This window comes from Pedobacter antarcticus (assembly GCF_900103515.1).
Classification (GTDB): domain Bacteria; phylum Bacteroidota; class Bacteroidia; order Sphingobacteriales; family Sphingobacteriaceae; genus Pedobacter; species Pedobacter antarcticus.
This window is the reverse complement of record NZ_FNGZ01000001.1, coordinates 463,530-485,649: the sequence shown is the minus strand read 5'-3', so window position 1 is coordinate 485,649 and position 22,120 is coordinate 463,530. Positions and strand designations below refer to the sequence as shown.

At 38.6% G+C, this 22,120-nt stretch carries 22 protein-coding genes; 12 read left to right on the top strand and 10 right to left on the bottom strand.

Translation table 11 applies throughout. The features are described from left to right. The first annotated feature begins 407 nt into the window (after positions 1 to 407). From BLR53_RS01960 to BLR53_RS01950, 3 genes are read left to right on the top strand one after another with little or no spacing between them, the layout of a single operon-like run. Positions 408 to 1,334: a hypothetical protein gene (locus BLR53_RS01960; RefSeq protein WP_074586650.1), complete on the top strand. Its 927-nt coding sequence runs from the start codon at positions 408 to 410 to the stop codon at positions 1,332 to 1,334. Further along, complete coding sequence (locus BLR53_RS01955) at positions 1,331 to 1,603, top strand: hypothetical protein (RefSeq protein WP_074586648.1); 273 nt, start codon at positions 1,331 to 1,333, stop codon at positions 1,601 to 1,603. The genes BLR53_RS01960 and BLR53_RS01955 overlap by 4 nt, the downstream gene beginning before the upstream one ends. Then, positions 1,603 to 3,402 carry a DUF2326 domain-containing protein gene (locus BLR53_RS01950; protein WP_074586645.1) on the top strand — a complete coding sequence of 600 codons (1,800 nt, stop codon included), beginning with the start codon at positions 1,603 to 1,605 and terminating at the stop codon, positions 3,400 to 3,402. The genes BLR53_RS01955 and BLR53_RS01950 overlap by 1 nt, the downstream gene beginning before the upstream one ends. Before the next feature lie 554 nt (positions 3,403 to 3,956). Here BLR53_RS01950 and BLR53_RS01945 read toward each other — a convergent pair. Beyond that, positions 3,957 to 4,763 (bottom strand): 3-keto-disaccharide hydrolase, encoded by an 807-nt coding sequence (locus BLR53_RS01945; RefSeq protein ID WP_074586643.1) that lies wholly within the window; start codon positions 4,761 to 4,763, stop codon positions 3,957 to 3,959. Between the two features lie 180 nt (positions 4,764 to 4,943). Here BLR53_RS01945 and BLR53_RS01940 point away from each other — a divergent pair, with 180 nt between their 5' ends. Next, positions 4,944 to 6,431, top strand: a complete 1,488-nt coding sequence (locus BLR53_RS01940; RefSeq protein WP_051759545.1) for a PAS domain S-box protein — start codon at positions 4,944 to 4,946, stop codon at positions 6,429 to 6,431. 156 nt (positions 6,432 to 6,587) lie between these two features. Here BLR53_RS01940 and BLR53_RS01935 read toward each other — a convergent pair whose 3' ends face one another. From BLR53_RS01935 to BLR53_RS01925, 3 genes are all read right to left on the bottom strand, one after another. Continuing rightward, on the bottom strand, positions 6,588 to 7,556 hold the full coding sequence (locus BLR53_RS01935; protein ID WP_037438148.1) for a TolB-like translocation protein: 969 nt from the start codon (positions 7,554 to 7,556) through the stop codon (positions 6,588 to 6,590). Between the two features lie 292 nt (positions 7,557 to 7,848). Beyond that, on the bottom strand, positions 7,849 to 8,460 hold the full coding sequence (locus BLR53_RS01930; RefSeq protein WP_074587301.1) for a response regulator: 612 nt from the start codon (positions 8,458 to 8,460) through the stop codon (positions 7,849 to 7,851). A gap of 22 nt (positions 8,461 to 8,482) precedes the next feature. Next, positions 8,483 to 10,543 carry a tetratricopeptide repeat-containing sensor histidine kinase gene (locus BLR53_RS01925; protein ID WP_074586641.1) on the bottom strand — a complete coding sequence of 687 codons (2,061 nt, stop codon included), beginning with the start codon at positions 10,541 to 10,543 and terminating at the stop codon, positions 8,483 to 8,485. 609 nt (positions 10,544 to 11,152) lie between these two features. On the opposite strand from BLR53_RS01925, the gene BLR53_RS01920 reads away from it, so the two are divergent. Beyond that, positions 11,153 to 11,551: a hypothetical protein gene (locus BLR53_RS01920; RefSeq protein WP_074586639.1), complete on the top strand. Its 399-nt coding sequence runs from the start codon at positions 11,153 to 11,155 to the stop codon at positions 11,549 to 11,551. Between the two features lie 134 nt (positions 11,552 to 11,685). Here the strand turns inward: BLR53_RS01920 and BLR53_RS01915 are convergent, their stop codons facing one another. The 3 genes from BLR53_RS01915 to BLR53_RS01905 form a co-directional block, all read right to left on the bottom strand. Next, positions 11,686 to 12,312, bottom strand: a complete 627-nt coding sequence (locus tag BLR53_RS01915; protein ID WP_074586637.1) for an NAD(P)-dependent oxidoreductase — start codon at positions 12,310 to 12,312, stop codon at positions 11,686 to 11,688. A 19-nt stretch (positions 12,313 to 12,331) separates the two neighbouring features. Further along, positions 12,332 to 13,129: an inositol monophosphatase family protein gene (locus BLR53_RS01910; protein ID WP_074586634.1), complete on the bottom strand. Its 798-nt coding sequence runs from the start codon at positions 13,127 to 13,129 to the stop codon at positions 12,332 to 12,334. A gap of 63 nt (positions 13,130 to 13,192) precedes the next feature. Then, positions 13,193 to 14,065 (bottom strand): AraC family transcriptional regulator, encoded by an 873-nt coding sequence (locus BLR53_RS01905; RefSeq protein ID WP_143007800.1) that lies wholly within the window; start codon positions 14,063 to 14,065, stop codon positions 13,193 to 13,195. 296 nt (positions 14,066 to 14,361) lie between these two features. On the opposite strand from BLR53_RS01905, the gene BLR53_RS01900 reads away from it, so the two are divergent. Further along, positions 14,362 to 14,652 carry a putative quinol monooxygenase gene (locus BLR53_RS01900; protein ID WP_074586627.1) on the top strand — a complete coding sequence of 97 codons (291 nt, stop codon included), beginning with the start codon at positions 14,362 to 14,364 and terminating at the stop codon, positions 14,650 to 14,652. An 11-nt stretch (positions 14,653 to 14,663) separates the two neighbouring features. Further along, the gene (locus BLR53_RS01895) at positions 14,664 to 15,335 is read left to right on the top strand and encodes a type 1 glutamine amidotransferase domain-containing protein (RefSeq protein WP_074586622.1); all 672 of its coding nucleotides are present in this window, start codon (positions 14,664 to 14,666) and stop codon (positions 15,333 to 15,335) included. Between the two features lie 90 nt (positions 15,336 to 15,425). Here BLR53_RS01895 and BLR53_RS01890 read toward each other — a convergent pair whose 3' ends face one another. Beyond that, the gene (locus tag BLR53_RS01890) at positions 15,426 to 15,992 is read right to left on the bottom strand and encodes a Crp/Fnr family transcriptional regulator (RefSeq protein ID WP_074586617.1); all 567 of its coding nucleotides are present in this window, start codon (positions 15,990 to 15,992) and stop codon (positions 15,426 to 15,428) included. Between the two features lie 136 nt (positions 15,993 to 16,128). Between BLR53_RS01890 and dctA the strand changes: the two genes are divergently transcribed. From dctA to BLR53_RS01870, 5 genes are all read left to right on the top strand, one after another. Next, the gene (gene dctA, locus BLR53_RS01885) at positions 16,129 to 17,421 is read left to right on the top strand and encodes a C4-dicarboxylate transporter DctA (protein ID WP_176763502.1); all 1,293 of its coding nucleotides are present in this window, start codon (positions 16,129 to 16,131) and stop codon (positions 17,419 to 17,421) included. Between the two features lie 138 nt (positions 17,422 to 17,559). Further along, the gene (locus tag BLR53_RS01880; RefSeq protein WP_037438216.1) at positions 17,560 to 18,507 is read left to right on the top strand and encodes a manganese catalase family protein; all 948 of its coding nucleotides are present in this window, start codon (positions 17,560 to 17,562) and stop codon (positions 18,505 to 18,507) included. Between the two features lie 55 nt (positions 18,508 to 18,562). Then, on the top strand, positions 18,563 to 19,261 hold the full coding sequence (locus BLR53_RS20130) for a PAS domain-containing protein (RefSeq protein ID WP_244889437.1): 699 nt from the start codon (positions 18,563 to 18,565) through the stop codon (positions 19,259 to 19,261). 85 nt (positions 19,262 to 19,346) lie between these two features. After that, a complete protein-coding gene (locus BLR53_RS20125; protein WP_244889436.1) occupies positions 19,347 to 19,685 on the top strand; it encodes a sensor histidine kinase in 339 nt (112 codons plus the stop codon). Between the two features lie 93 nt (positions 19,686 to 19,778). Then, on the top strand, positions 19,779 to 19,964 hold the full coding sequence (locus BLR53_RS01870; protein ID WP_037438156.1) for a hypothetical protein: 186 nt from the start codon (positions 19,779 to 19,781) through the stop codon (positions 19,962 to 19,964). A 90-nt stretch (positions 19,965 to 20,054) separates the two neighbouring features. On the opposite strand, the gene BLR53_RS01865 is transcribed toward BLR53_RS01870, so the two are convergent. Continuing rightward, positions 20,055 to 20,501 (bottom strand): Hsp20/alpha crystallin family protein, encoded by a 447-nt coding sequence (locus BLR53_RS01865; RefSeq protein WP_074586615.1) that lies wholly within the window; start codon positions 20,499 to 20,501, stop codon positions 20,055 to 20,057. 199 nt (positions 20,502 to 20,700) lie between these two features. Next, complete coding sequence (locus BLR53_RS01860; RefSeq protein WP_037438158.1) at positions 20,701 to 22,119, bottom strand: TolC family protein; 1,419 nt, start codon at positions 22,117 to 22,119, stop codon at positions 20,701 to 20,703. Position 22,120 lies beyond the last annotated feature (1 nt).

The window sequence follows — 22,120 nt, the reverse complement described above, 5'->3', positions numbered from 1 at the left end:
ATATTTAGGTATGAACTTCCACTTAAATAATCTATTTTTGTACTGCTAAGCAATTCATAGTGATTTAATTAAATGTTTTTTTTAATTTAAATCAATAGAATATGAAAAACTGTTTAGTATGTGCTGGTTTCAAATCAGTGTTTGTAAGAGCTTACATCAGAATGCGCCTCGGCCGTTTAGAAAAAGTGACTCAACATTGTAGGTCTACTCGAGGCCAGAACGGATTTTAGAAGGCGGGGTTTAATTACCCTGCTTTTTTTATTAAATTGGGCAATTATATAGTTTGATTTTATCAGAAAAAACACATAGGTCTAATTTCCACCATACTACCTACTTATTCTCTATTGTGTATAAATTGGTAGCTTTAGCATAAGTAGTTTATGAATTAATTGGATACTTTTGCAACTATGGACAAGGCATTAAAAGCAAATCTTAAAGAACTCATCAAAGCAAAAAGAGGCTTTGAATTTGAAGCCTTTGTGCATGAAATGCATTTGATCCAATATGGAGCTAATGGCTACCAACCTACTAGGGAACGAGGTGATCAAGGAGCTGAAGGATTAATATTGTCATCTCGAACCATTTTAGCTGCATATGCTCCAGATGCCTATGATGAAAAGAAATTCATAAAAAAAATCAACGATGATTTTGATGAATATATAAAAACTTGGGCGAAAGATAATCCGAGATGGGAAATGCTGTATAATAATGCACTCGCTCCTGGGCAATTAAAAGTTGCAGACGCACTAACAAAATTGGCTAAGAACAAAAAATTACCGGTTAAGTCAGTCTTGATAAAAGGTATTGACCAGATCATGCATTCTATTGAAAATGAATTTAGCTCCACACAGCAACGAAAACTTGCTCACTATTTGGGAGCTCCAAAGGAACTGATGGTCTTTGACCATATTCGATCAATCATTGATGATCTGATTTCAGGCGTTGAAATGAGCACTCAAAACATTGAATATAAACTTGCTGTGAACATCACAGATAAAATACAACTAAATTATACATTAGCAGACCGAAACTTTGCCGAAGAGGAATATATTGAGCTTAGTAGTGATGGAACACTAAAGAAAATCTGGGGAATCATTTCTTCCTATGAACCTGAGCAAATCAATTCATTGAAAATGAAAATCAAGCGTGAATTTAATGCACTACGCGGAAATTTCAAAGTGAAACTAGGCTTGCTTACTCAGAAATACATGGATAAGTTCACCAGTGGACAGGATGATGACTTTGAATACTTCACCAGAGCACTACTCATATACTGTTTTGAGCAGTGCATGATTGGAAAGAAAACTATTGATGAAAAGGAGAGCAGCGAATGATCATACCACATCCTGAAAGCGATCTGAGATTAAATATTATGGTACTCGGAGCTGAAATTATAGAATTACTGAAACCTACAATTAAGTCAAATGATTATATATTGGTAGAGAAAGTACTTTCGGCTTTTCTGAAAAATGATGAAAGGAGAACACCTGATCTTTTTATACATATTCTCGTATTTTTATATTCCGTTGGACTAATCGATCATAAAGGATATAAAATCAAACTGACACCTCACCTAACTGAACCCCTTAATTTATTTAGCTAATGCTTATCAGGCTATACTCAGATACAGGATTACTAGTTCAAAATATAAATTTTGAACCCGGAATCAATATAATTTATGGAAAATACTCTGGTGAAAGCCAAGCAAAGGGGGGAATAAATGGAATTGGGAAATCTTCACTGGTAAGATTGATCAATTACATGTTACTTAGTGATACAGCTGAAAAAGAATTCAATAAGTCCAAATACGCTTTTCTCCGAACAGAGTTTCACCAATTGACTCTCGAATTTCAAATCGGTGAAACTAAATATTTTATCAGTAGATATTTTACCAGCAACGACAAAATACATTTTGGAAAGACTCCAACTAATCTTATTGAATATGAAAAAACTGAGTTACTGATAGTACTTTCGGGTCTATTCTTTCCAGTGGAAAACAATCAGGTTTATGTGGAAGGAAACAAATTTAGAACCCTTATGCAGTTCTTCATTAAGGATGATCTACAAAATAAATCTAGGCCAGATCCCACGAATTTTTTCAGCTTCACTCCTAATGTTGCTGATAAAGCAATTTATAATTTTTACTTATTAGGCTTGCCTACTAAGCATCTAATCAATTTTGCTGAAATTTCTAAAGAATATACCCGATACAGAGATGCGCTTAAAACCAATGAGGAAAAACTTAAAGCAGACACAGGATACTCAGTTGAAGAATACCGATCCGAACGCCTTAAACTTGAATCTAATGTTCGAATCCTAAAGGAGCGTCTAAACAGTTATGATTTTAAGGATTCGCATAAAGAGATTGAAAAGAAATTAACTGGCATCATACAGCAAATTAATAATAGATCACAAGAATACCACACATTAAGCCAAAAACTGAAAAATATTCGTGAAGCTTATCAGCTCAATCAAGAGATAGACACTCTTCAAGTAGAAAAGATCTACAATGAAGTATTATCTAATTTTGGAAATGCGATTAAAAAATCATTGGATGAAATTAAGGTCTTTAAATCTGAAATTTTAGAAAATAGAAACAAGTTTTTGGTTAGCAAAGAAAAAGAATTAGAAAATTCGATCAATACAATATTTCTAGAGTTATCTAAACTAGAGAACAGCCGGACAGTGTTACTGAAAAATCTAAAAGAGATCGGTGTTTTAGATAAACTAGAAAAAACCTACGAAGAGCTTATTAATGAGCAATCCCAAGTGGAAAGGCAAAATCTAATCCTCTCACAAATTGACGAATACAATTTAATCCTATCGAATCAACAAATTGTGTTAAGCGAAGTCCGTAGAGATATTCTTGAGGATATAAGAATCTCGGTAATGACCCTGAATACACTGAGAGAATTGTTTACTGATATTTTAAGTTCGGCATTATTTCTCAATGAGGACTCGCCCTCAGGTTATTTTGACGTTGCAATTTCCAAAAGTACTGATAGAACAAAATTACCTTTTAAGGTCGACGTAAGTATTCCTAAATCAGGATCTCTTGGTCAAGAAGACTTAAAAATGATTGCATATGACATCATGATCTTCTTAAATTTGATAAACAAGAAGCGGAGTCTCCCTGATTTTTTAATCCATGACGGCGTGTTTGGAAATATGTCTCACAAGACTATGGTCAATTATCTAAATTACATATATAGAACCCATTTAAAGCTCTATCCAGTAAAAAACTTTCAATACATAGTTACTTTCAGTGAAGATGAAATTGAAGTCCCTGCCAATAAAATAGATCTTTACGGTGAATTTGAATTTGATTTCAATCATAGAAAAATTATTGTGCTGGAAGATGTAGCGACAAAGATGCTTTTCAAAAGGGATATCAGTCAATAAATCAAGCATACTATGGCCTTAAATTTTGATTTCAGCAAAAAAATACCTAAATTCAATTCATAGCATTTGCAGTTATAAAAGAAATTAATGTAGGTGAGTGATTCGGTGAGTCAGCAATTACAAACCTTCAAGACACCATATTAAAGCGGGCTTATGAGCTAAGCCACCCCCTCCGGGGATCAGCGAGCGCAGCGAGCTAATCCCCATTCCGTGCTTCAGTCTAACTGGAACAAAAAGTCTTACACAGGTAAATAATATATATTTTTCCAAGAAGATACTAAAAGATTGTTGCTTTTTGCGGGCTCAGATTTTAAAGAAATCGATAATGCTCGAATCTCTAAACGCATCTGAAATAAAACCAAACCTACGGTTTGTATATCCAATTACCATTGGGCACAAAATGCACGAGCCAACATCATAGTTTCCTTATTATGTGCCGCTCCCACTGATCAATCATAAGAATATTTAAATACGGAATTGGAGGGGTTTGGCGTTAGCGTCTGATCCTGATTGAATTATAAACCCCTTTGCTTTAACTAGTCAACATAAAATATTTACGGATGAAACAATTCTTTTATTTCGATGTTTTTAAAATCAACAGGCTGTCCTTCGCTTTGCAGAGCAATAAAGCCGCTGCTTAATAGCTTACCATCTATCTTAATTTTAGGATCATAGCCCGTTACTACACCACCACCGATCTGAGGTTTAGAGTATTGCAACACGGTGTCACCATTAATAATATGAGTGATTAAAGAATCGCCAAGAACAATCAGCTCACCCCTTACCCACTGATCTCCTTCGTATGTTTTTGAAGTAGAATTTAAGCAATGTTGATCAGAGATTTTCCCTTTATACACTACATTCGTTCCGGGCGAACACATATTCCCTGTAGGCCTTGGGTTTCCATCACCTAGACCGGCAAGAAGCTGCATCTCGATAGAGATCGGCCAATCCTGTTCTTTTAACATTGTTCTGGGATCCTGCGAATGGAACATTACTCCACTATTTAATAAAGTATAATCTGGCGCCCCTTTTTGCTGTTTTCCAACAAACCGATATTCGAATTTCAAATGATAATAAGAGAAGGGTGTTTTATAATACAGATGCGCGAACTGGTCATTAAAATCACCATACTGATCATATCTCACTTTAATGATCCCATCTTCAACCCTAAAAGTATTTCCAAAATTCTCACCAACTTCATGGTGATTCACCTTTACAAACCAATCCTTGATGTCTTTACCGTTAAACAAAGAAAACCAACCTTTTTGATCATCAGATTGGTTTGAATTTTGCTTAGTTCTTCCGGAACTTGTAAAGATAAAAAACGAAATAAGGGTAATAAATATGATTCTTTTCATAACTGTTATATGGTAAGTGATTTAGTTAAAAATTAGTTCAATAACAAATTTATAAGAAGGCACCAGATATTTTTTGAATGCTGATAGACTGTGGATAGTCAAATCGCAAGACTAAGGTGGCTTTTAATTGCTACATTTAGCAATAGAATTTGCTTTAGAAATGGCTTATTTTGCGACCCCATGGAAGATTTTAAGAAAATTGAAGAAAGGCTTGCCCGTTACGAAAAGGAAAACAGAAAACTGAAACATAAGGTCGAAGAGCTCACTGATTTCGTTGAAAATGCTTCCGTCCCGCTTCACTGGGTCGATGGAACTGGGAAAATTATATGGGCGAACCAAGCTGAGCTAGATACTTTCGGATACAGCAAAGAAGAATATATCGGATTTCCGATCAGTAATTTTCATGCAGATCAGGAGGCTATACAGAACATCCTTATGCGGTTGGTCAACAATGAAACACTTCATAATTACCCGGCAAGACTTAAATGCCGGGACGGGTCCGTTAAGCACGTACTCATAAGCTCAAACGTCCTGAGGAAAGACGGCAAATTTATACACACCCGTTGCTTTACCCGCGATATTTCTGCCTTTAGACAAGAACAACAGAGAAACCGGGACTTGATGCTTGTACTGGAGCAACAGGCTGCCATCATCGATTCTTCTAATGATGCCATCCTTAGTAAAACCTTAGACGGAACCATAACCAGCTGGAACGAATCAGCAGAACGAATATTCGGTTATACGAGTGTTGAGATTATCGGACAGCCGATCCAAAAGCTGTTACCACCGGACCGGCAGGATGAAGAATCCCACATTCTCTCGCGGTTACAGAACGGTGATCAGATGGAACACTTTGAAACCAAGAGGCTTACTAAAACCGGCCGGATACTCGACATGTCCTTAACAATATCACCCATCAGGGATGTCCATGGTAATATGACCGGCTTATCGACTATAGCAAGGGACATATCTGAAAAAAAACAGGAAGAACAACGGAAAAACGATTTTGTCACGATGGTCAGCCACGAGCTTAAAACACCCTTAACAACAATCATGTCCTATGTTCAGCTACTTATAAAAAATGCCAAAAATGAAGACGACTTCGATTTTAAGGCACTGACGAGAATTCACGCCCAGGCAAAAAAAATGACCTCGATGACTCATGACTTCCTGAATCTGGCAAGATTGGAGGACGGGAAAATACAGCTTAACAAAGAAACGTTTGCACTTCATACACTGATTGAGGAAATTACCGGTGATGTTCAGATACTAAGCACAAAACATACGATAAGGCTGGTTGATTGCGAGGAGATCACCCTTCACGCCGACCGAAATAAGATAGGGCAAGTCCTTATGAACCTGGTAAGTAACGCGATAAAATATTCACCTATGGGCGGAACTATTAATATTGGCTGTCAGAAGCAGCCAGGAAAGGTAAAGGTTTTCGTTCGCGATGAGGGCATAGGGATCAGTAAGGCAGACCAAAACAGACTGTTTGAAAGGTTTTACAGGGTAAGCAACGACAAATCAGGGGGTATAACAGGATTTGGAATCGGACTCTATCTTGTTTCAGAAATCTTGCGTCAGCACGCCAGTAAAATTGAGGTTGAAAGCGAAGAAAATATCGGATCAACTTTTTATTTTGATTTGGAGATCCAGGAAGGGTGAGTTATGGTATAGTTCTCCCCCCCTCCGGGATCAGTGAGTACAGTGAGTGTAGATAAGTGATGCTATGAGTAGGCTAAAGTTCCAGTTATTACACCTTATTGCTACCTATTATTTATAAAGAATATATATATAAAAGCTTGAAATTAAAATAGTCAGTTACCGCCAGATCATCTGTCCACCTGACGTTTCAATCTTGTTTTTGCCTTTCACGAAAACGGGGATTACGCCAGGAGTATTTGGTGCAATCGGATCCACATTATACTCTTTGCCATCGTTAGGGATAATTTTTAGCGTCCACATCCAGCCGAATGGTCCAGTCTGTTTGTATTCTGTGCCTATAAGCAAGTACTTTCCATCGGGAGAAAACTCGGGTACGGCTTCTTTAAAATTACTGGTGGTAACCTGTTTCACGTTTGATCCATCCATAGCCATAGTGTACACATGGTTAGCAATACGCACGGCGAGTTGATTGCCGGCTGGATTGACGGCTAAGTCGCTCCAGTCTTGATAATTCATTTCTTTAAGTACACTACCGGAGGTGTAAGGTGGGTCTAAACGTATGATATTGTTTTTATGCACGATCAACAGCGCATTGCCAGGAAGCCATAAGCGTTGGTCATTAAAACCTAGTTCTTGTCCGTTGATATCGTGGATCCGTCCGACAAACTCACCATTTCGTTTTAGGATAGTGATACCGTCTTCCTTATCGTTCGAAAGCACCAGAATATGACTGTTATCAAATGACAGATAGCCCCTACAGTATCCATTCAGTCCCGGACTATTGTACACAAATTCCTCTATTATGCTACCATTTGAAATATCACTGAGGGTAAAACGTATGGGGTATTTACCCAAAGTTTGCTCATTTACTACAGTGAGTTTGTATTTACCATCACGGGAGATGTCGAAATTATTAAGTTTGGAGTTATCGGGAATAAAGGCGGACCCCACACCATCCGGTAAACTTACTTTAAGAATTCCCTCGGATGCCCAGTCGTAATATATTGTTCCCTTTAACGCGGATGGGTAGCCATTTTCACCAACATCTGGCCCATTATTTTCCTTTGAACAGGCTGATAGTAGCATAAGAAATACCACTATCAGCGATAAATTTTTCTTTTTCATCGTTTTGATTTATGAGTTTGTTTAATTATGGATGACATGTCGGACCCGCGTTATGGTAGAGCTTCGCTTCCCCATAATAAACTGCCTAATAGTTTTTGCATATTTTCAATTTTAAAATGATAATATCACAAATTTAAGGGCAAAAGAGTTGATCAACAATCCACGAAAACAGGGATTTTTCAGAATTTCACTTACTCACTTATCGCATCGGTACCATTAATCGTTTATAAAGCACTGCAGAGCATTCACCCAGCAATATGATTGATACGATATTTGGCCCTTCCTATTCTATTTATATGAATTTCATTTCCGTTGCTTTATGTATCAAAGAGGCAGAATTGCTCACTTTAAATTTTTGCAATAGATTTCTTCGGTGACTTTCTACGGTGAGCGGACTAATGAACATTTGTTCAGCTATCTGGGGGGTGGTCTTTCCAGTTGACATTAACCGAAGTACTTCTTGTTCTCTTTGAGTGATTTTGGGAACAGCGCCATCCGTTTGGTTCATAATAGGCTCTATATCAGCGCTTAAAATCTTATCACCTTTCATTACAGCACGGATAGCATTTATAAGCTCGCTCGCAGAAACATTTTTGAGCAAATATCCTGAAGCTCCTGCATCTAGCATACGCTGGACAATACTACCTTTACTGATATTACTGATGGCAATAATCTGTGTTTTGGGTTGATTCTTTTTAACGGCTACTGTAGCATCAATACCGTTCATCCCCGGCATATTGATATCAGCTAAAACCACATCTGCCTCATTAGTCTCCAAAAACTTTAGGGCGTCTTCCGCATTGGTAAAAGTATTCAGCAGTTTGATATCCGCATGATTATTGAGTATAAACTCGAATCCATTTAATACCAATGGATGGTCATCTATTATTATTACCGAAATCATATTATTTATATACGTATTTGTTTTACCGAATTGATGAATTCGGTACATTCTGTTGTTCATACATAGGTATCTGAACGTGAAATGACGAACCTTTTCCTGGATATGTATCTAATTCGAAATGCCCGTTTAACAATGCGATGCGGTTGCGGATATTTGACAACCCCATGCCTATATTGTTTACATTTTCGGTGCTTTGTTTAAACCCTTTACCATTATCTTCCACGGAGAGGTGTAAAATATCATTCTCTTCCGAACATTGAACCCAAACTTGATCAGCTTCACTATGTTTCAGTGCATTGGTCAACAATTCCTGCACGATACGGTACACCGACATCAAAAAAAGATGGGAATAATCACCCCTCAGCCTAAAGGACTGAAAATCAATGGACATACAGGACTGGGTCATACTTTTGCATAAATCTCTTATTGCATCTTCAAGACCTCTATATAACAGTGAATCCGGCATGAGGTTATGGGACACCCGACGTAGTTCGTTTACAGATTGGTCAAGCTGACTTATAATGGTTTGCAAATCTCCAATGGCGACAGCATCAACTCGCTGTAAGCCCATATTATCCGTTACAGCAGAAAGCTTCATCTTTACGCTAGCCAGCATACCCCCCAACCCATCATGCAAATCTCTTGCTAATCGGCTCCGTTCTTTTTCTTCACCCTGCAACATAGCATTGTATTGGTGAATCGTCGATTTTTGCCGATGATTTTTAAGCTCTTCCTGCAGCAGCAATTCTTTTTGCTCCAATAACCTTTTTTTGCTTTTCTGTGTTCTATACCATGTAAATCCTAATACATAAAGAAGCGTGCATAGCGAGGCAAATATGATGGCGATGCTTCGGTTTTTTTGTAGGGCTAAAGATTGCTCCTGATGTTGGGATTTAATTTTCAATAACTCTTTTTCTTTTTCAGTAGTTTGGTATTTGCGTTCCAATTCCAATATTTGTGCCCGGTTTTTATTTGTGAAAAGGCTATCGGTAACAACTTTATAAGCTTCGTACCATTTGACTGCCTCTTGGTATTGATTTAATGAAACAGTCGTTGTGGCTAAATGGTAATAAACCATCTGTTTGTTTGCCAACGAAGATGTTTTTTCTACATATGGGAGCACTTCCAATAATTTGCCCTTAGCTTTCACATGCTGCTTATTCTGCTGATATACTTTGAACTGATCATACAAAAGGGTTGAAATCAGCTCATCATTCTTTAGTATTTTTGCTGTAATAAGTCCTTCTGAAAGATTTTCATGGGCTTTCTCAAAATTTTTAACAGCGGCATGATAACTCCCCGCGACCGTATGGTACATAGGAACATAGATAGAGTTGGGTATCAAATTTGCAATCACGGAGGCTGTATCAAGCATCATTTTAGACTGATGATACTCCTTTGCGTAAAGTGCATTTCGTGCTGCATTGACATAAAGTGTTAATCTTTCTTCCGATGCATTTACCTGTTCCCGGAGTAAGCTTAAAGCTTTACGATAATACTGAGCCGCTTTTGCATATTCCTGTAGATTCATCAGGTTCATGGCGACGTTTTGATAATTAATACCAAGAAGCGTAGCATCTTTTGTTTGCTCTGCTAAGGGAATCACTTTATCCAATAGAATATTAACATACTCATTTGCTTTATCTTCACGTTGCAAAAGCGCACCATAGCTTCCCCAAATACGCGCACGATAGCGAACAGCTTTTAATTCCTGGGCTCTATCAACTTTTTGAAGCAATCTTTCAGCCTCCATATATAAATCTTTTGCCTTATCTGGGTCTTTATCGAAATAAACGGAAGCTGTATAAAAAGCAATCAACCCTCCATAATAATCTGTTTGTATCTTTGTTCCTAATAGATTTTTTGCTTCAGAGATATAATGCAAAGCTTTGGTGACATTGTGATCAGACCAGAAGAAACTCAAATCAAGCAAACCCACCGCTTTTTCTTCTTGGTTTTTTATTTGTCCTAGTTGGCGGTACAGACTATCGCTATATTGAATTAGCCGGTCTCCCGGCTGACCATTTACCGGAGTAGCTATCGAGAGAAAATATAAAATAAGTAGTTTTATTGTTTTCGACACGAGTAATTTAGTTAACGTTTATCGCTGGATAATATACATAAAATACACCTATTCACAATCTGGCACCATTCCCATAATGAGTTCCTAGTTAAGATGTTGTGAAGTCTGGAGTTTTATCTTAGTATAGCCCTCCATCGCGCTTTCGTGGGCAAGGATGCCTGCACAAGTAATATTTGCCGACTGTCGGGTGTCAGGGTTCTATAAGATAAAATGCCTCTTTAATTTTTGATATTTACTTTTAAAATTCCTCTTGCCGGGTGTGATGATACAATTGTTTTAATTCGATTTTCGAACAAAGTCAATATCGTTTTCTTTATAAATTGCCAGACACAAGTTATTATTTGGAAACGTAGAATAACTTAAACCATTGAAATCAGTTTTTTGAAATACAAAAAGTATTGAATATACTTTTTCAATACTTCATTTTTACGCTTAATAATTGTTTTCCTGCCCTAGGTTTCTTAAACTCTGTTGAAGAAGATTTTGCAATCTTTTAACACTGCAATCTGCCACTTCAAACCCAAATTTAATCACTTCAACTGAAAACTTAATTTTCGAATAGCGGTGCAGTATACCTTTGAGCCCTAAATAAAAAAATAATTTAAAAACATGAAAAAGTTAATTTTAACCTTACTGTTTGGAACGTTCATTTTAAGTAATACCTACGCGCAGAAGTATTTCGGAAAAACTTATACACCAACACAAAAAGTAGATGAGTTTTACGCGAATGCTGATGTAACGAAGGAATATACAGTTATGGGAAAAACTGAACTTGATAAAGGTTTCCGTTCGTTAGAAAAAACCCAGGCAAAGATCATCGAACTGGCGAAGAAGAAAGGTGCTGATGGCGTAATCTTTACAATGGATGAAGAAGTTGTTGCTACGACTAGCTCAGGGAGCGGTAGTGTAAATACAAAAAAGGCGAACAAAGCAACAGGTTTTTCGAGCAGCACCACTACCGATATCAAAGAGAAGAAAATCCGGGCAACATTTATTAAGTATAAATAATTTTCCAGCAACAAAGCTGTTTTCGAATGCGGCTTTGTCGTTTCAAATTTATTTTTCAGCAAAAAACTGTGTAAAATTCAATTCTTTGAAACTTATAGTCTTATCACCAAGAGGTGATAAGACTATAAGTTAACTTAAGAGGTCAATGCAGGATATTTTTTAAGCATAGTCGGGTTTTCTGCTTCCTTCAATAGATAATGCGCAACGTCGGCTCTAGAAATCTTACCTATTTTGATCCCTTTATAAAGATTTGGCAACACTTTATACTTTTGAGTCAGGGAACTATCTGTGAGTATTCCGGGTCGAATAATTTCCCAATTGAGATTGCTCTTTGAGATGATCTCTTCCATTACAGTTTTATTGAGATACTGATGTTTGAGGAAAATCTGAATCACTGCCCGCATAAAGAAACTTAAGAATCCTCGGCTCTCCCCTGCCCCAAAACCGGTTATAATTAGAATCGGCGCTTTAAATTCCAATATTGCTCCTGCCTTAACAAGTGCGTGAGCTGTATCTGAAAATAGCGTGTTTGGTTTTTTATTTTTTGTACCGATCGTCACAATGACCACATCCGCATCCTTCATAACTTTCTTCAAATCAGTTAGCGAAGTGGCGCTACCATTAATCTTTACCAAGTTGGGATCAGCGGGTATACTTTGGGTTTGAGTGGATAAAGCTGTTACGCGATGTCCTTGCGATAAGGCCTGGTGGAGTGTGGCTAAACCTATACCAGCCGACGCTCCGATTATTGTAATATTCATTTTTACTTTTATATTGGGATCAGTTAACTGGGAATAACCTTTTTGCAACACCTGGGGCAGACACCAGCAGGCTTTCATCTCCCCATTTCCAAACATCGCCTTTGGTGTTCAGAATCTCAGCTCCAGCTTCGCTGGCGATTAAAATACCTGCCAACCAATTGAAAGTATCTAGTCCCAGTTGATAAAACACATCAATTCTACCACAGCCAACATAAGCCAATTGCAAACCATGCGGACCATAATTCCTTACAACTCCAAACTGGTTGAGCAAGCCAGTCACTGCAGCTCCTTGTTGTTGATTAAACTCTCGATCAGCAGACTCTTGATGCCCATATTCGAATGCAGCAACCATTATTTCAGCATCTGATTTCACAACCGGGCTGATATGTCTGCCATTCATAAATGCGCCCGATCCCTTTTGTGCCCAGAATATTTCATTGGACAGGGGATCATAAATCACCGAAAAGTACACCTCCTCATTCCTGATCATTGCAAGATTAATCGTCCAACCAGGAATATGCTGCAAATACTGTATGGCACCATCCATGGCATCACAAATCCAATATTCCGGTAGCGGCAAGGGTCGCTTTTGTCCGTTGTTGTCAAATTCATTAATAGTGTTCCACGGAATATCAGGAAACTTATCGTTTAATCCTGTTTTTAAAACCGACATGCAGCGTTCATCAATCGCTTCAAGCTGTCGAAAAAATTCATTTTTAGTCGTTGGAATGGAATTTAATTTATAATCCTGAAGAAATAGGTCTCCCGCTTTTCTTACGGCGTCCAAAATGGATTGAGTATTTATTTGCTGATTCATTTGTTTCTTTTATAGGACAAAGAACGCAGATAAAAGTAGGGCACAATAGAACAAAACCTTGAATTAATAGTCCTGATCGAGGTATTGTTTACGGAACTGCAAAGGAGTCGAACCTGTGATCTTTTTAAAAAGCTTCCCAAAGTATACAGGTTCCTCATAGCCGAGTTGATAAGCAACTTCCTTCACTGTTAGTTTAGAAAAACAGAGCAGCCGCTTTGCTTCGAGTATGCAGTATTGCTGAATGCAGGCAGATACAGAATCACCCGTAAGACCTTTGATGGTATCATATAGATGTGCTGCAGATATGTTCAACTCAGCGGCATACCTTGCAGGTTGTTTCCATTCTCTATAATGTACTTTAAGCAGCTGTGTAAATGCCTCTTGTATAATAAATCCGCGATTGGGTTTTACCCTTCCAGTGCTATGAATGTTACTGGTTTCTCCCGCTAGCAATCCAAGCAGGGCGTCGAGTAAAGAGTGCTTTGCACGCAGCTTAAATGGGTTCGCTGATTGCTCCTGCAATCTCTCCATCTGTTCCAAAAAAGTGAAAGAATGTCCATAAAGAAGAGAATTTTCATTTATGTATAAAGGATGCTGAAAGCTTCTTTCGAAAATTAACTGGAATTCTTTGTCCACCAGGGCCGGATCTATACTAATTATCCAACCTTTGAGATTATGTGCCGAAACCGTATAGTGAATCTGCCCGGGAAAAATTAGCAAAAGTGTAGGCCCTAATATTGTGATATTTTTAAAGTCAATACTCATTAACAGATCACCGCTAGAAGCGAACAGTAACAGATAATGATCATCCCTGTGGGGCCGTGAGTGGTCATGTTCAGAAACATGAGCATCGTGTTCTATATTCTTTATGATCATACCTGCCTTAGCAAGTGGTGACAATGGAAATTTAAGAACATTAGATTGTTTATTTCTCAATTCTGTCTTGTTAAGTTTTGCAAGTCTGGTAATGCGGGTTATCTGACTATCAATTTTACACAAAAAATTTATATTTCATTATACTTTGACAAGTCCAGTCAAGCCCCCAGAACTAGTATTCATTTAGAGTGATGTAAATCACATTAGTCGGCAACATTCCAAATGTGATTTACATCACCTGCTTTTCTCTTCTATTAGGCTCATCTTTGAACTGTCAACTAACCAATACCTCATTAAAATATTGCAGATCTGCTGGTAACACGGTTGATAAATGAAATAATTATAAAAAGAATAACATGAAAAAAGAACTCATCGTAAAGTGGAAAATAAAAGAAAGTGAAACTCAAAGAATTTTGACCCTGCTGGAAGAACTAGTTGAGAATACCAGAAATGAACCGGGTAATGTCTTATATAATATCTATCAATCGGTTGAAAATACCAATGAGATTATTCTGCACGAATGTTATGTTGACGCTGACGCGGTAGAGGCTCACAAAGGCTCTAAGCATTATCAAAAAACCGTATTAGAGCAAATCATTCCACATTTAGAAATCCGTGAAGTTAACATCTTAAACAAACTTTTTTAAAAAAAATCATCATGTCAAAAAGAATATTATTTATCGTCTCCAATGCAAAATTTATTGGCCCAAATAACAGAAAAACCGGTGTGTTTCTTGACGAGGTAGCTCATCCATATGTAGAATTTGAAGACGCAGGCTATCAAATTGATTTTGCAAGTCTTACCGGAGAGGTTCCCCACCTCGATAATATGGAAGCAAAAGACGAAGCATCAAATGCAAGATTCCTAAAAGAGGCCGGATGGGAAAAGATGCAGCATAATAGCAAACTTTCGGAAGTGGATGTGAGTATCTATAATGCAATTTTTGTTCCGGGCGGTTTAGCACCTATGGTCGATATGCCTGAAAATGAACTGTTAAAAAAGGTAATTGCTGACACCTATGAAAGAAAAGCCATAGTTGGTGCCGTATGCCACGGTCCGGTATCACTACTCAATGTAAAACTTAGCGACGGCACCTTTTTGCTTAAGGATAAAAACATTACTTCTTTTACCAATGAAGAGGAGAACAACTATGCCAGGGCGGATGTTCCATTTGCGCTGGAAAGTGCGCTCACTGAACAAGGAGCTAAATTTCATGCGGCAGCACCATGGTCAGACCACAGTATTGCCGATGACAACCTCGTGACCGGACAAAATCCAGCATCTGCACGTGGTACCGCTCAAAAGATGATTGCTCTTTTAGAAGCATAGTATCATCATCAAAAAGGCCGCATCCAATGATTGAAGTAAACCCCAAAATTTTTTGCCCAACTTTTGGGGTTTACTTATAGGCGTCAAGGTTTAGTGCAAACGGCTTAACGTTTCGCGAGATACGCCTAAATAAGCTGCAATAAGCTGTTTTGGAACTATATTATACAACTGCGGGTACATGGCCAGCAATTCTTCATAACGGGTTTTGGCATCGTTATTCATGAAGGACAACAGTCGTTTCTGAGAGGCTACATATCCTCTATTGGAGCGCCAGCGAAAGAAATACTCCAGGGGATAAATTTCCCTGCACAGCCTTTCTCTATCTTCACTTCTCAAGCACAAAACCTCAGCATCGGTAATACAATCAAGACCAATAGTCGCAAGATCTCCATTGTATAAAGAGTTAAAATCAGAAGCCCACCAGGTAGACATCGCAAACTGAAGGATAAACATCTTTTGTTCGTCGTTGACATAAAAAGTTTTCAAGCATCCTTCCAGCACAAAATACTCACAGTCCACACGATCTCCCACACTGATTATCGACTCTCCTTTTTTAAATGAATAAGGCTTAAAGTGCGAGTAAAAATAATCGAACTCTGTATCTGTTAGCGTAATAGTTTTAGCAAGATGGGTTTTTAAAATATCCTGTGGAGACATATAGAACTTGAGAATTGGGAATTACCAAAGATATAATTATAGACTCAATAATTTTACCTCCATTAAGATGCCGATATCTTATATTAGAGGATTAAGACGCTTTTTTTTACTCAATTATAGACAAACTAGTTACAACATGATGAAGAACATCACCACACACCTAACTTTTCAGGTGATCATTGCAATAATTTTTGGCATCCTGGTCGGGATGTTCTTCCCCACTTTTGCAAATACTGCCAAACTGATCAGCAAAACTTTCATCAACATGATCAGCATGTTGATAGCTCCAATCATTTTCTTCACTATTGTGCTCGGCATTGCCAAAATGGGCGATATGAAAAAGGTGGGACGCGTTGGTGGGAAAGCACTACTTTATTTCGAATTAATTACGACTATAGCTATTTTTATCGGCCTGGTAACGGCCAATTTAATGAGACCCGGTGATGGCTTAGATCCAGTGGTAGGCCATCCTAGTACTGCGACTGCAGCAATTGTATCTGGCAATCCTTCCACCATCCATGCGCCCACGGTTGCAGCTCCTGTTAGTATGGGCTGGATGGATTTCATAAGTAACATCATTACTCCGAATATTTTCGAGTCTTTTGCCAAAGGTGATATTTTGCAAATCCTCTTTTTTGCCATCTTGTTCGGTTTTGCATTAAGCAAAATGGGCCGGGCCGGGAGACATACCATCGTAGCTTTTGAGAACCTCTCTCAGGTTATTTTCAATATAATGAAATTTGTAATGAAACTTGCCCCTCTCGGTGCATTTGGAGGAATGGCATTTACTGTTGGTAACTATGGCCTTTCTACACTGATTCCGATGGGGAAAGTAATGTTGGTCGTTTACATCACTTGCTTCTTATTTATCTTTGTAGTGCTCAATTTCATCTGTTACCTCTATAAATTTAGCCTTTGGCAATACCTGAAATATATTCGTCAAGAGATCTTAGTAGTGCTTGGAACCTCTTCTTCGGAATCTGTTCTGCCAAGCATGATTCAAAAGATGGAACGTTTTGGTTGCTCGAAATCAGTCGTAGGACTGGTAATTCCTACCGGTTATTCTTTTAACCTCGACGGTACTTCTATTTATCTTTCTATTGCCCTGATTTTCCTAACCCAAGCATTCAAAGTCGAGATTGGAATCACAGAGCAGATCGCAGCGATGGGCATCTTAATGGTAACTTCAAAAGGTGCTGCCGGCGTTACCGGTAGTGGTTTTATTGTGCTCAGCTCGACACTGGTTTCCTTAAATATCATGCCCGTAGAAAATGTGGCGATCTTATTGGGTGTAGACCGGTTTATGTCGGAAGCCAGATCAATCACCAATCTAATTGGCAACGGTATTGCCGTGGTGGTGATCGCTAAAAGTGAGAAAGAATTTGATGAAGAAAAATATCAACTGGCTATCAACCCGGCAACAACTTAATTTTAATGATGCGATCTGCGAATAGTTTAAGGTATAAATACAGATATAAACAGGTATAATCCCCGAAAACTATTTGACATAGTGCAGGTTAGTATGACTGGTGAGCAAATTAGCAAACCTCAATTAACCCTACCTATTATGTTTCATCATTCAAAAGATTTACAATTTAATGCTAGAGTATCCCGCCCTGATCCTGCTTTCGCAAACATTCTGTTAGAACAGTTTGGAGGAGAGAATGGCGAACTGGCAGCCGCTATGCAGTACTTCACACAAGCTTTCGGAGCTAAGCAACCACATCCCGACAAGTACGATATGCTTATGGACATTGCGACCGAAGAATTTTCTCATCTTGAAATTGTTGGCGCTACAATCCAAATGCTACTTAAAGGTGTAAACGGTGAACTGAAAGATGCAGCCGACGCATCCGAGATTATGCAAGTATTGGATGGCAAAGCCGCTAAAGAAAACATTATTCATGCAGCACTTAGTGCGAACCCTCAGTTCCCAATTATAACAGGTGGCGGACCAACGTTGCGTAACAGTATGGGCATCCCATGGTGTGCGTCTTATATTCATTCTAATGGTGATTTGACAGTCGATTTAAGAAGTAACCTTGCTTCTGAGTCGCGGGCAAAATTAGTTTATGAACACCTTATGAAATTTACTGACGATCCTTACGTAAAAGAAACGTTGTCATTTCTGATGACTAGAGAAGTAGCGCATTATAAAATGTTTGAGGCCGCATTGGAAACTATTCAACCAAATTTCCCTCCAGGAGTATTACAGGCTGACCCGCGTTTTACGCAGCAGTATTTTAACCTTTCACCATCACAGAGCGTCCGCGGTCCATGGAATGAAGGTGAAATGCCTGCCATGGGTAAGCAATGGGAATACGTATCAGACCCTCTTAGTCATATTGCCGAGACTGAAGGACTAAGTATACCCGGCGACGATCTGGCTGAAGAACTGGAGGAAACCGAGAAAATAAATTTGCAGATGAGTAAAATACGTAGTGAGGAAGTCAAACAATCAGAGCCCGACGGTGTTGCACAATGGAGCAGCTATACGGCTGATGCCCTAAAATAAGGCACACCGTTATAGGGGCTAAAATATGTACCTTAGCCCCTATTTAATTACGCTCATGCACAAGAACACTGAAAATATCAATACATTAATCGAACTCAACGAAGAATTGGAAAACTATTTTCAAAATACGATCATACCGCAGCTCTTTGTAGATGCAGATCTGATTCTACGTAAGTTCACCCCACCTGCCATGAGGCAGTTCAAATTAAAAAAGGAACATATAGGAACGCCCTTAATTGATGTAAAAGAAAATTTTCGGTTTCCGACAATCATTGATAATATCAATCTGGTAATCACGACGGGCGAAATCCTGGAAAAAGAAATCCAGACGACAGATCTGCGCTGGTATCAGATGAACATTCTTCCATATGTGTTGAGAAAAGAGAATAAAACCAATGGTGTAATTATCACGTTTGTGGACATTACTTCGCGTATCAAGGATTTAAAAGAACAGGAAAAATTAATCGCTGAACATGAATTGTTACTTGATACCATTGCACACGACATAAAAAACCCGTTGACAGCATTAGGGATAGGAATAGGCATGCTAAAAAAGTTCCAGGAAAAGGGCATGGAAAAATTCCCGTCTCTCTTGGAAAAGGTGGAGAGCAATCTGACGAAGATGAAAATGATTATTAATGATTTAGTGCAATCACGATGGCATGAACACCGGTATCAGGCGGAGGAAGAAATGCTCGACCTCCAAAATATAATTGAAGATGTGAAGCTTACGCTCGCTCCACAAATAAAATGAATCAAACGCCAAAATCAAGCAACATATTGGTCTTTCGGAAATTACCTTTGCCAGGCGCAAGCTCCGAAGTATTGTGTATAATCTTGTGAATAATGCCATTAAATATAAAGCTCCGGATCGCCGTCCGGAAATACATATTGAGACCTATTCAGAAGATGAATTTATGGTTATCAGCATCGCAGACAATGGAATTGGTATAGACCCAGAAAATTTGAGTTCAATCTTTGAGAAGTTTCGACGTGTAACAACATCAATAGAAGGAAATGGTGTTGGACTTTATCTGGTAAAACAAATTCTCGAAAATTCGGGAGGTAAGATTACAGTGGATAGTACACCAGGTAAAGGTTCGACTTTTAAGGCGTTCCTAAAATTGGACGGAAGCATTCGCTCTCAGGAGAAAGATTCGGCAATTACATCATTTTAGGGACCAGGTCCCTAAGTTGTTAGCATTGGATAGCTTAACAATATGTTAGGCATAGATATTGCATATGCTCGGACACATCTAAAATCTCAACTTATGAATGTCAAACGTACCTTCGGGACCATCCTGACCATCCTTGGAATTATCGGTCTGATCTATGCCGGTTATGGATACACACAACATAGTGGCGCGACCAGGCAATTAATCGTATTTGGTGTTATTGGAGTAATATTCTTTTTCACAGGCGTAGGATTAGTAAAAAATACTAAGGACGAGGCGTAGCTTCATTGTTTCCTGCCCGAGCTAAAGCAGTCTACAATGAAAGAGCCGCCTGAGAATGGCGGCTCAACATTAGCAATCAATAAAATTAACTTATTTAATTTCAATCTGGCGGCTCTGCACTTTAGCCTCCTCCCGTTTCGGGATATTAATAGCCAGTACACCATTTTCGTAACTCGCCTCAATGCCATTTTCTTCTGCGGATTCCGGAAGTTTGAAGGAGCGTACAAATGAATTATAACTGAATTCACGCTTATTGAAGTTACGCTCCTGCGGATCATTCTGCAAAGATTGCTCTACCGAAACGCTCAAAACATCTCTTTCCAGAGAAAGCTTAAAATCTTCTTTTTTGAGACCCGGCGCAGCCAGTTCTAAATGGTAATGGTCTTTACTTTCGCTAATGTTAGTAGCTGGAACACGACTCATCATACGATCTGAAAAAAATGTGTCATTGAAGATAGAGTCAAACACATCATTAATGCCTGGCATCAAGCCATTTTTCTTGTTGCTGTTGTTGGGATTAAATTTAACCAGTGTCATAGGTTTTTCCTCTTTAATTTTTAATGATTAAAACTTATAATTAATTAAACTCTTGAACTTCACGTTCGAAAAAGATAGATCAACTGGAATGCCAACGCCTGAGAAGCCAAAATCAACTGAAAAAATTTCAGAAACAATGAAAAATTTGCAGTACAAAATGTCAAAAATTCACGATCACGACTGAAATTTACTAGTTTCTTTACATCCTGCTACCCGCTTTATAATAAAGCTCTGCTAATGTTTTCTGATAACCCGCAATCATTTCCTCTCGCTTGATTTTCATATCAATCAATTTAGATTCACGGGTATTGATCAGAAACAATGTGCTTTCACCCAAATCAAACTTGGAAGATTCACCACTTAACAGCACTTGCTGGTTTGAAATGCTTTTCACTTGCACCGCAAGCTGTTCGCTATAAGCATTTAAATGATTGTAACTTGTGAGTACCGAATTTCTTATTTCACGGTTGGATTGCTGCATATCGTATTCTAATTCGCGCTGCTTTATCTTTACCTCTCTTAGCTTCCCCCGCTCTGCACGAAGGAAAAGAGGTAGTGCGAATTCGAATCCGAGCTTATAGTTACCCATATTGAAATCGTAATTATCGGGAACATAGCTATTGAAACTTCTACGGGTAGATAATAACGATCCGCTTACATTAAGTTTAGGTTTCAGCATTTCTTTTCGGTAAGAGCGCTCCACAGCGAGCTGCTCCCCTTTCGCACGCAACTTGATCAATTCAGGATGGCTTCCTGCAGCAAATTCCAGCAGAGTGTCTAATACTTCCTTTTTAGGTTTATCATTCAATTCTACAGCCTGAAGCGGCCTGGCGTTCTCTGGCAATTCCAGAGGCTGCGCTTCATCACTCCACAAGTGGTTAGATAAAGTAAGCCTGGAGTTCAGCAGGTCTATTTTCATCTTTTCATACTGAATCATTCGATCCTGCACTGTAATTGCTGCCTCAACCGAATCAATGCTCGCCTTGTCGCCCAATAGCGTTTGTCTGCTTATTGCCTTAAATCTAGTTTGTGCCAGTTCCAGCCCTTCACTAATCAGTTGAAATTGATTATAAGAGAAATACCAGTTCCAGTAGTCCTTAACTATATTGTACCAAATAGCATTAATCTGCTTTACGCGTTCTGCTTCTGCATAATTGACCATAATTTTTGCCTGCCTTAAGATATTTCTTCTAGAATCTATCAGCAAACCCTGGCCTAGAGGAATGCTGAGGCCAATACCCGCAAGACCAGCTGTAGATGTATGGGTTTCCGGGTTTACAAATTCGCCAACATTACGGTCATATCCTATTTTAAGATCGGCACCAGCAAGCCAAAGGGGCACTTTCAGCTCGCTGGACCAGCGGTTATAATAGGTTTTGTCGCCAAACATCTTCCTGTCGAAGCCTGCCTTGATTCCAGGATCGAAATAACCAAGTGACTGCATTACATTAGCGCGTGCAGACTCGCTCAATAGCGCTGCCTGTTTAACCACAGGGTGGTTGCGAAACACCATTAACTCCAGATCCTGTAACATAAATACATCGACAGTATCGGTTTGTGATTGTGCAGGGGAATTCAGTAAACCGAAGGATATAATTAAGATTAATAACAACTTCATA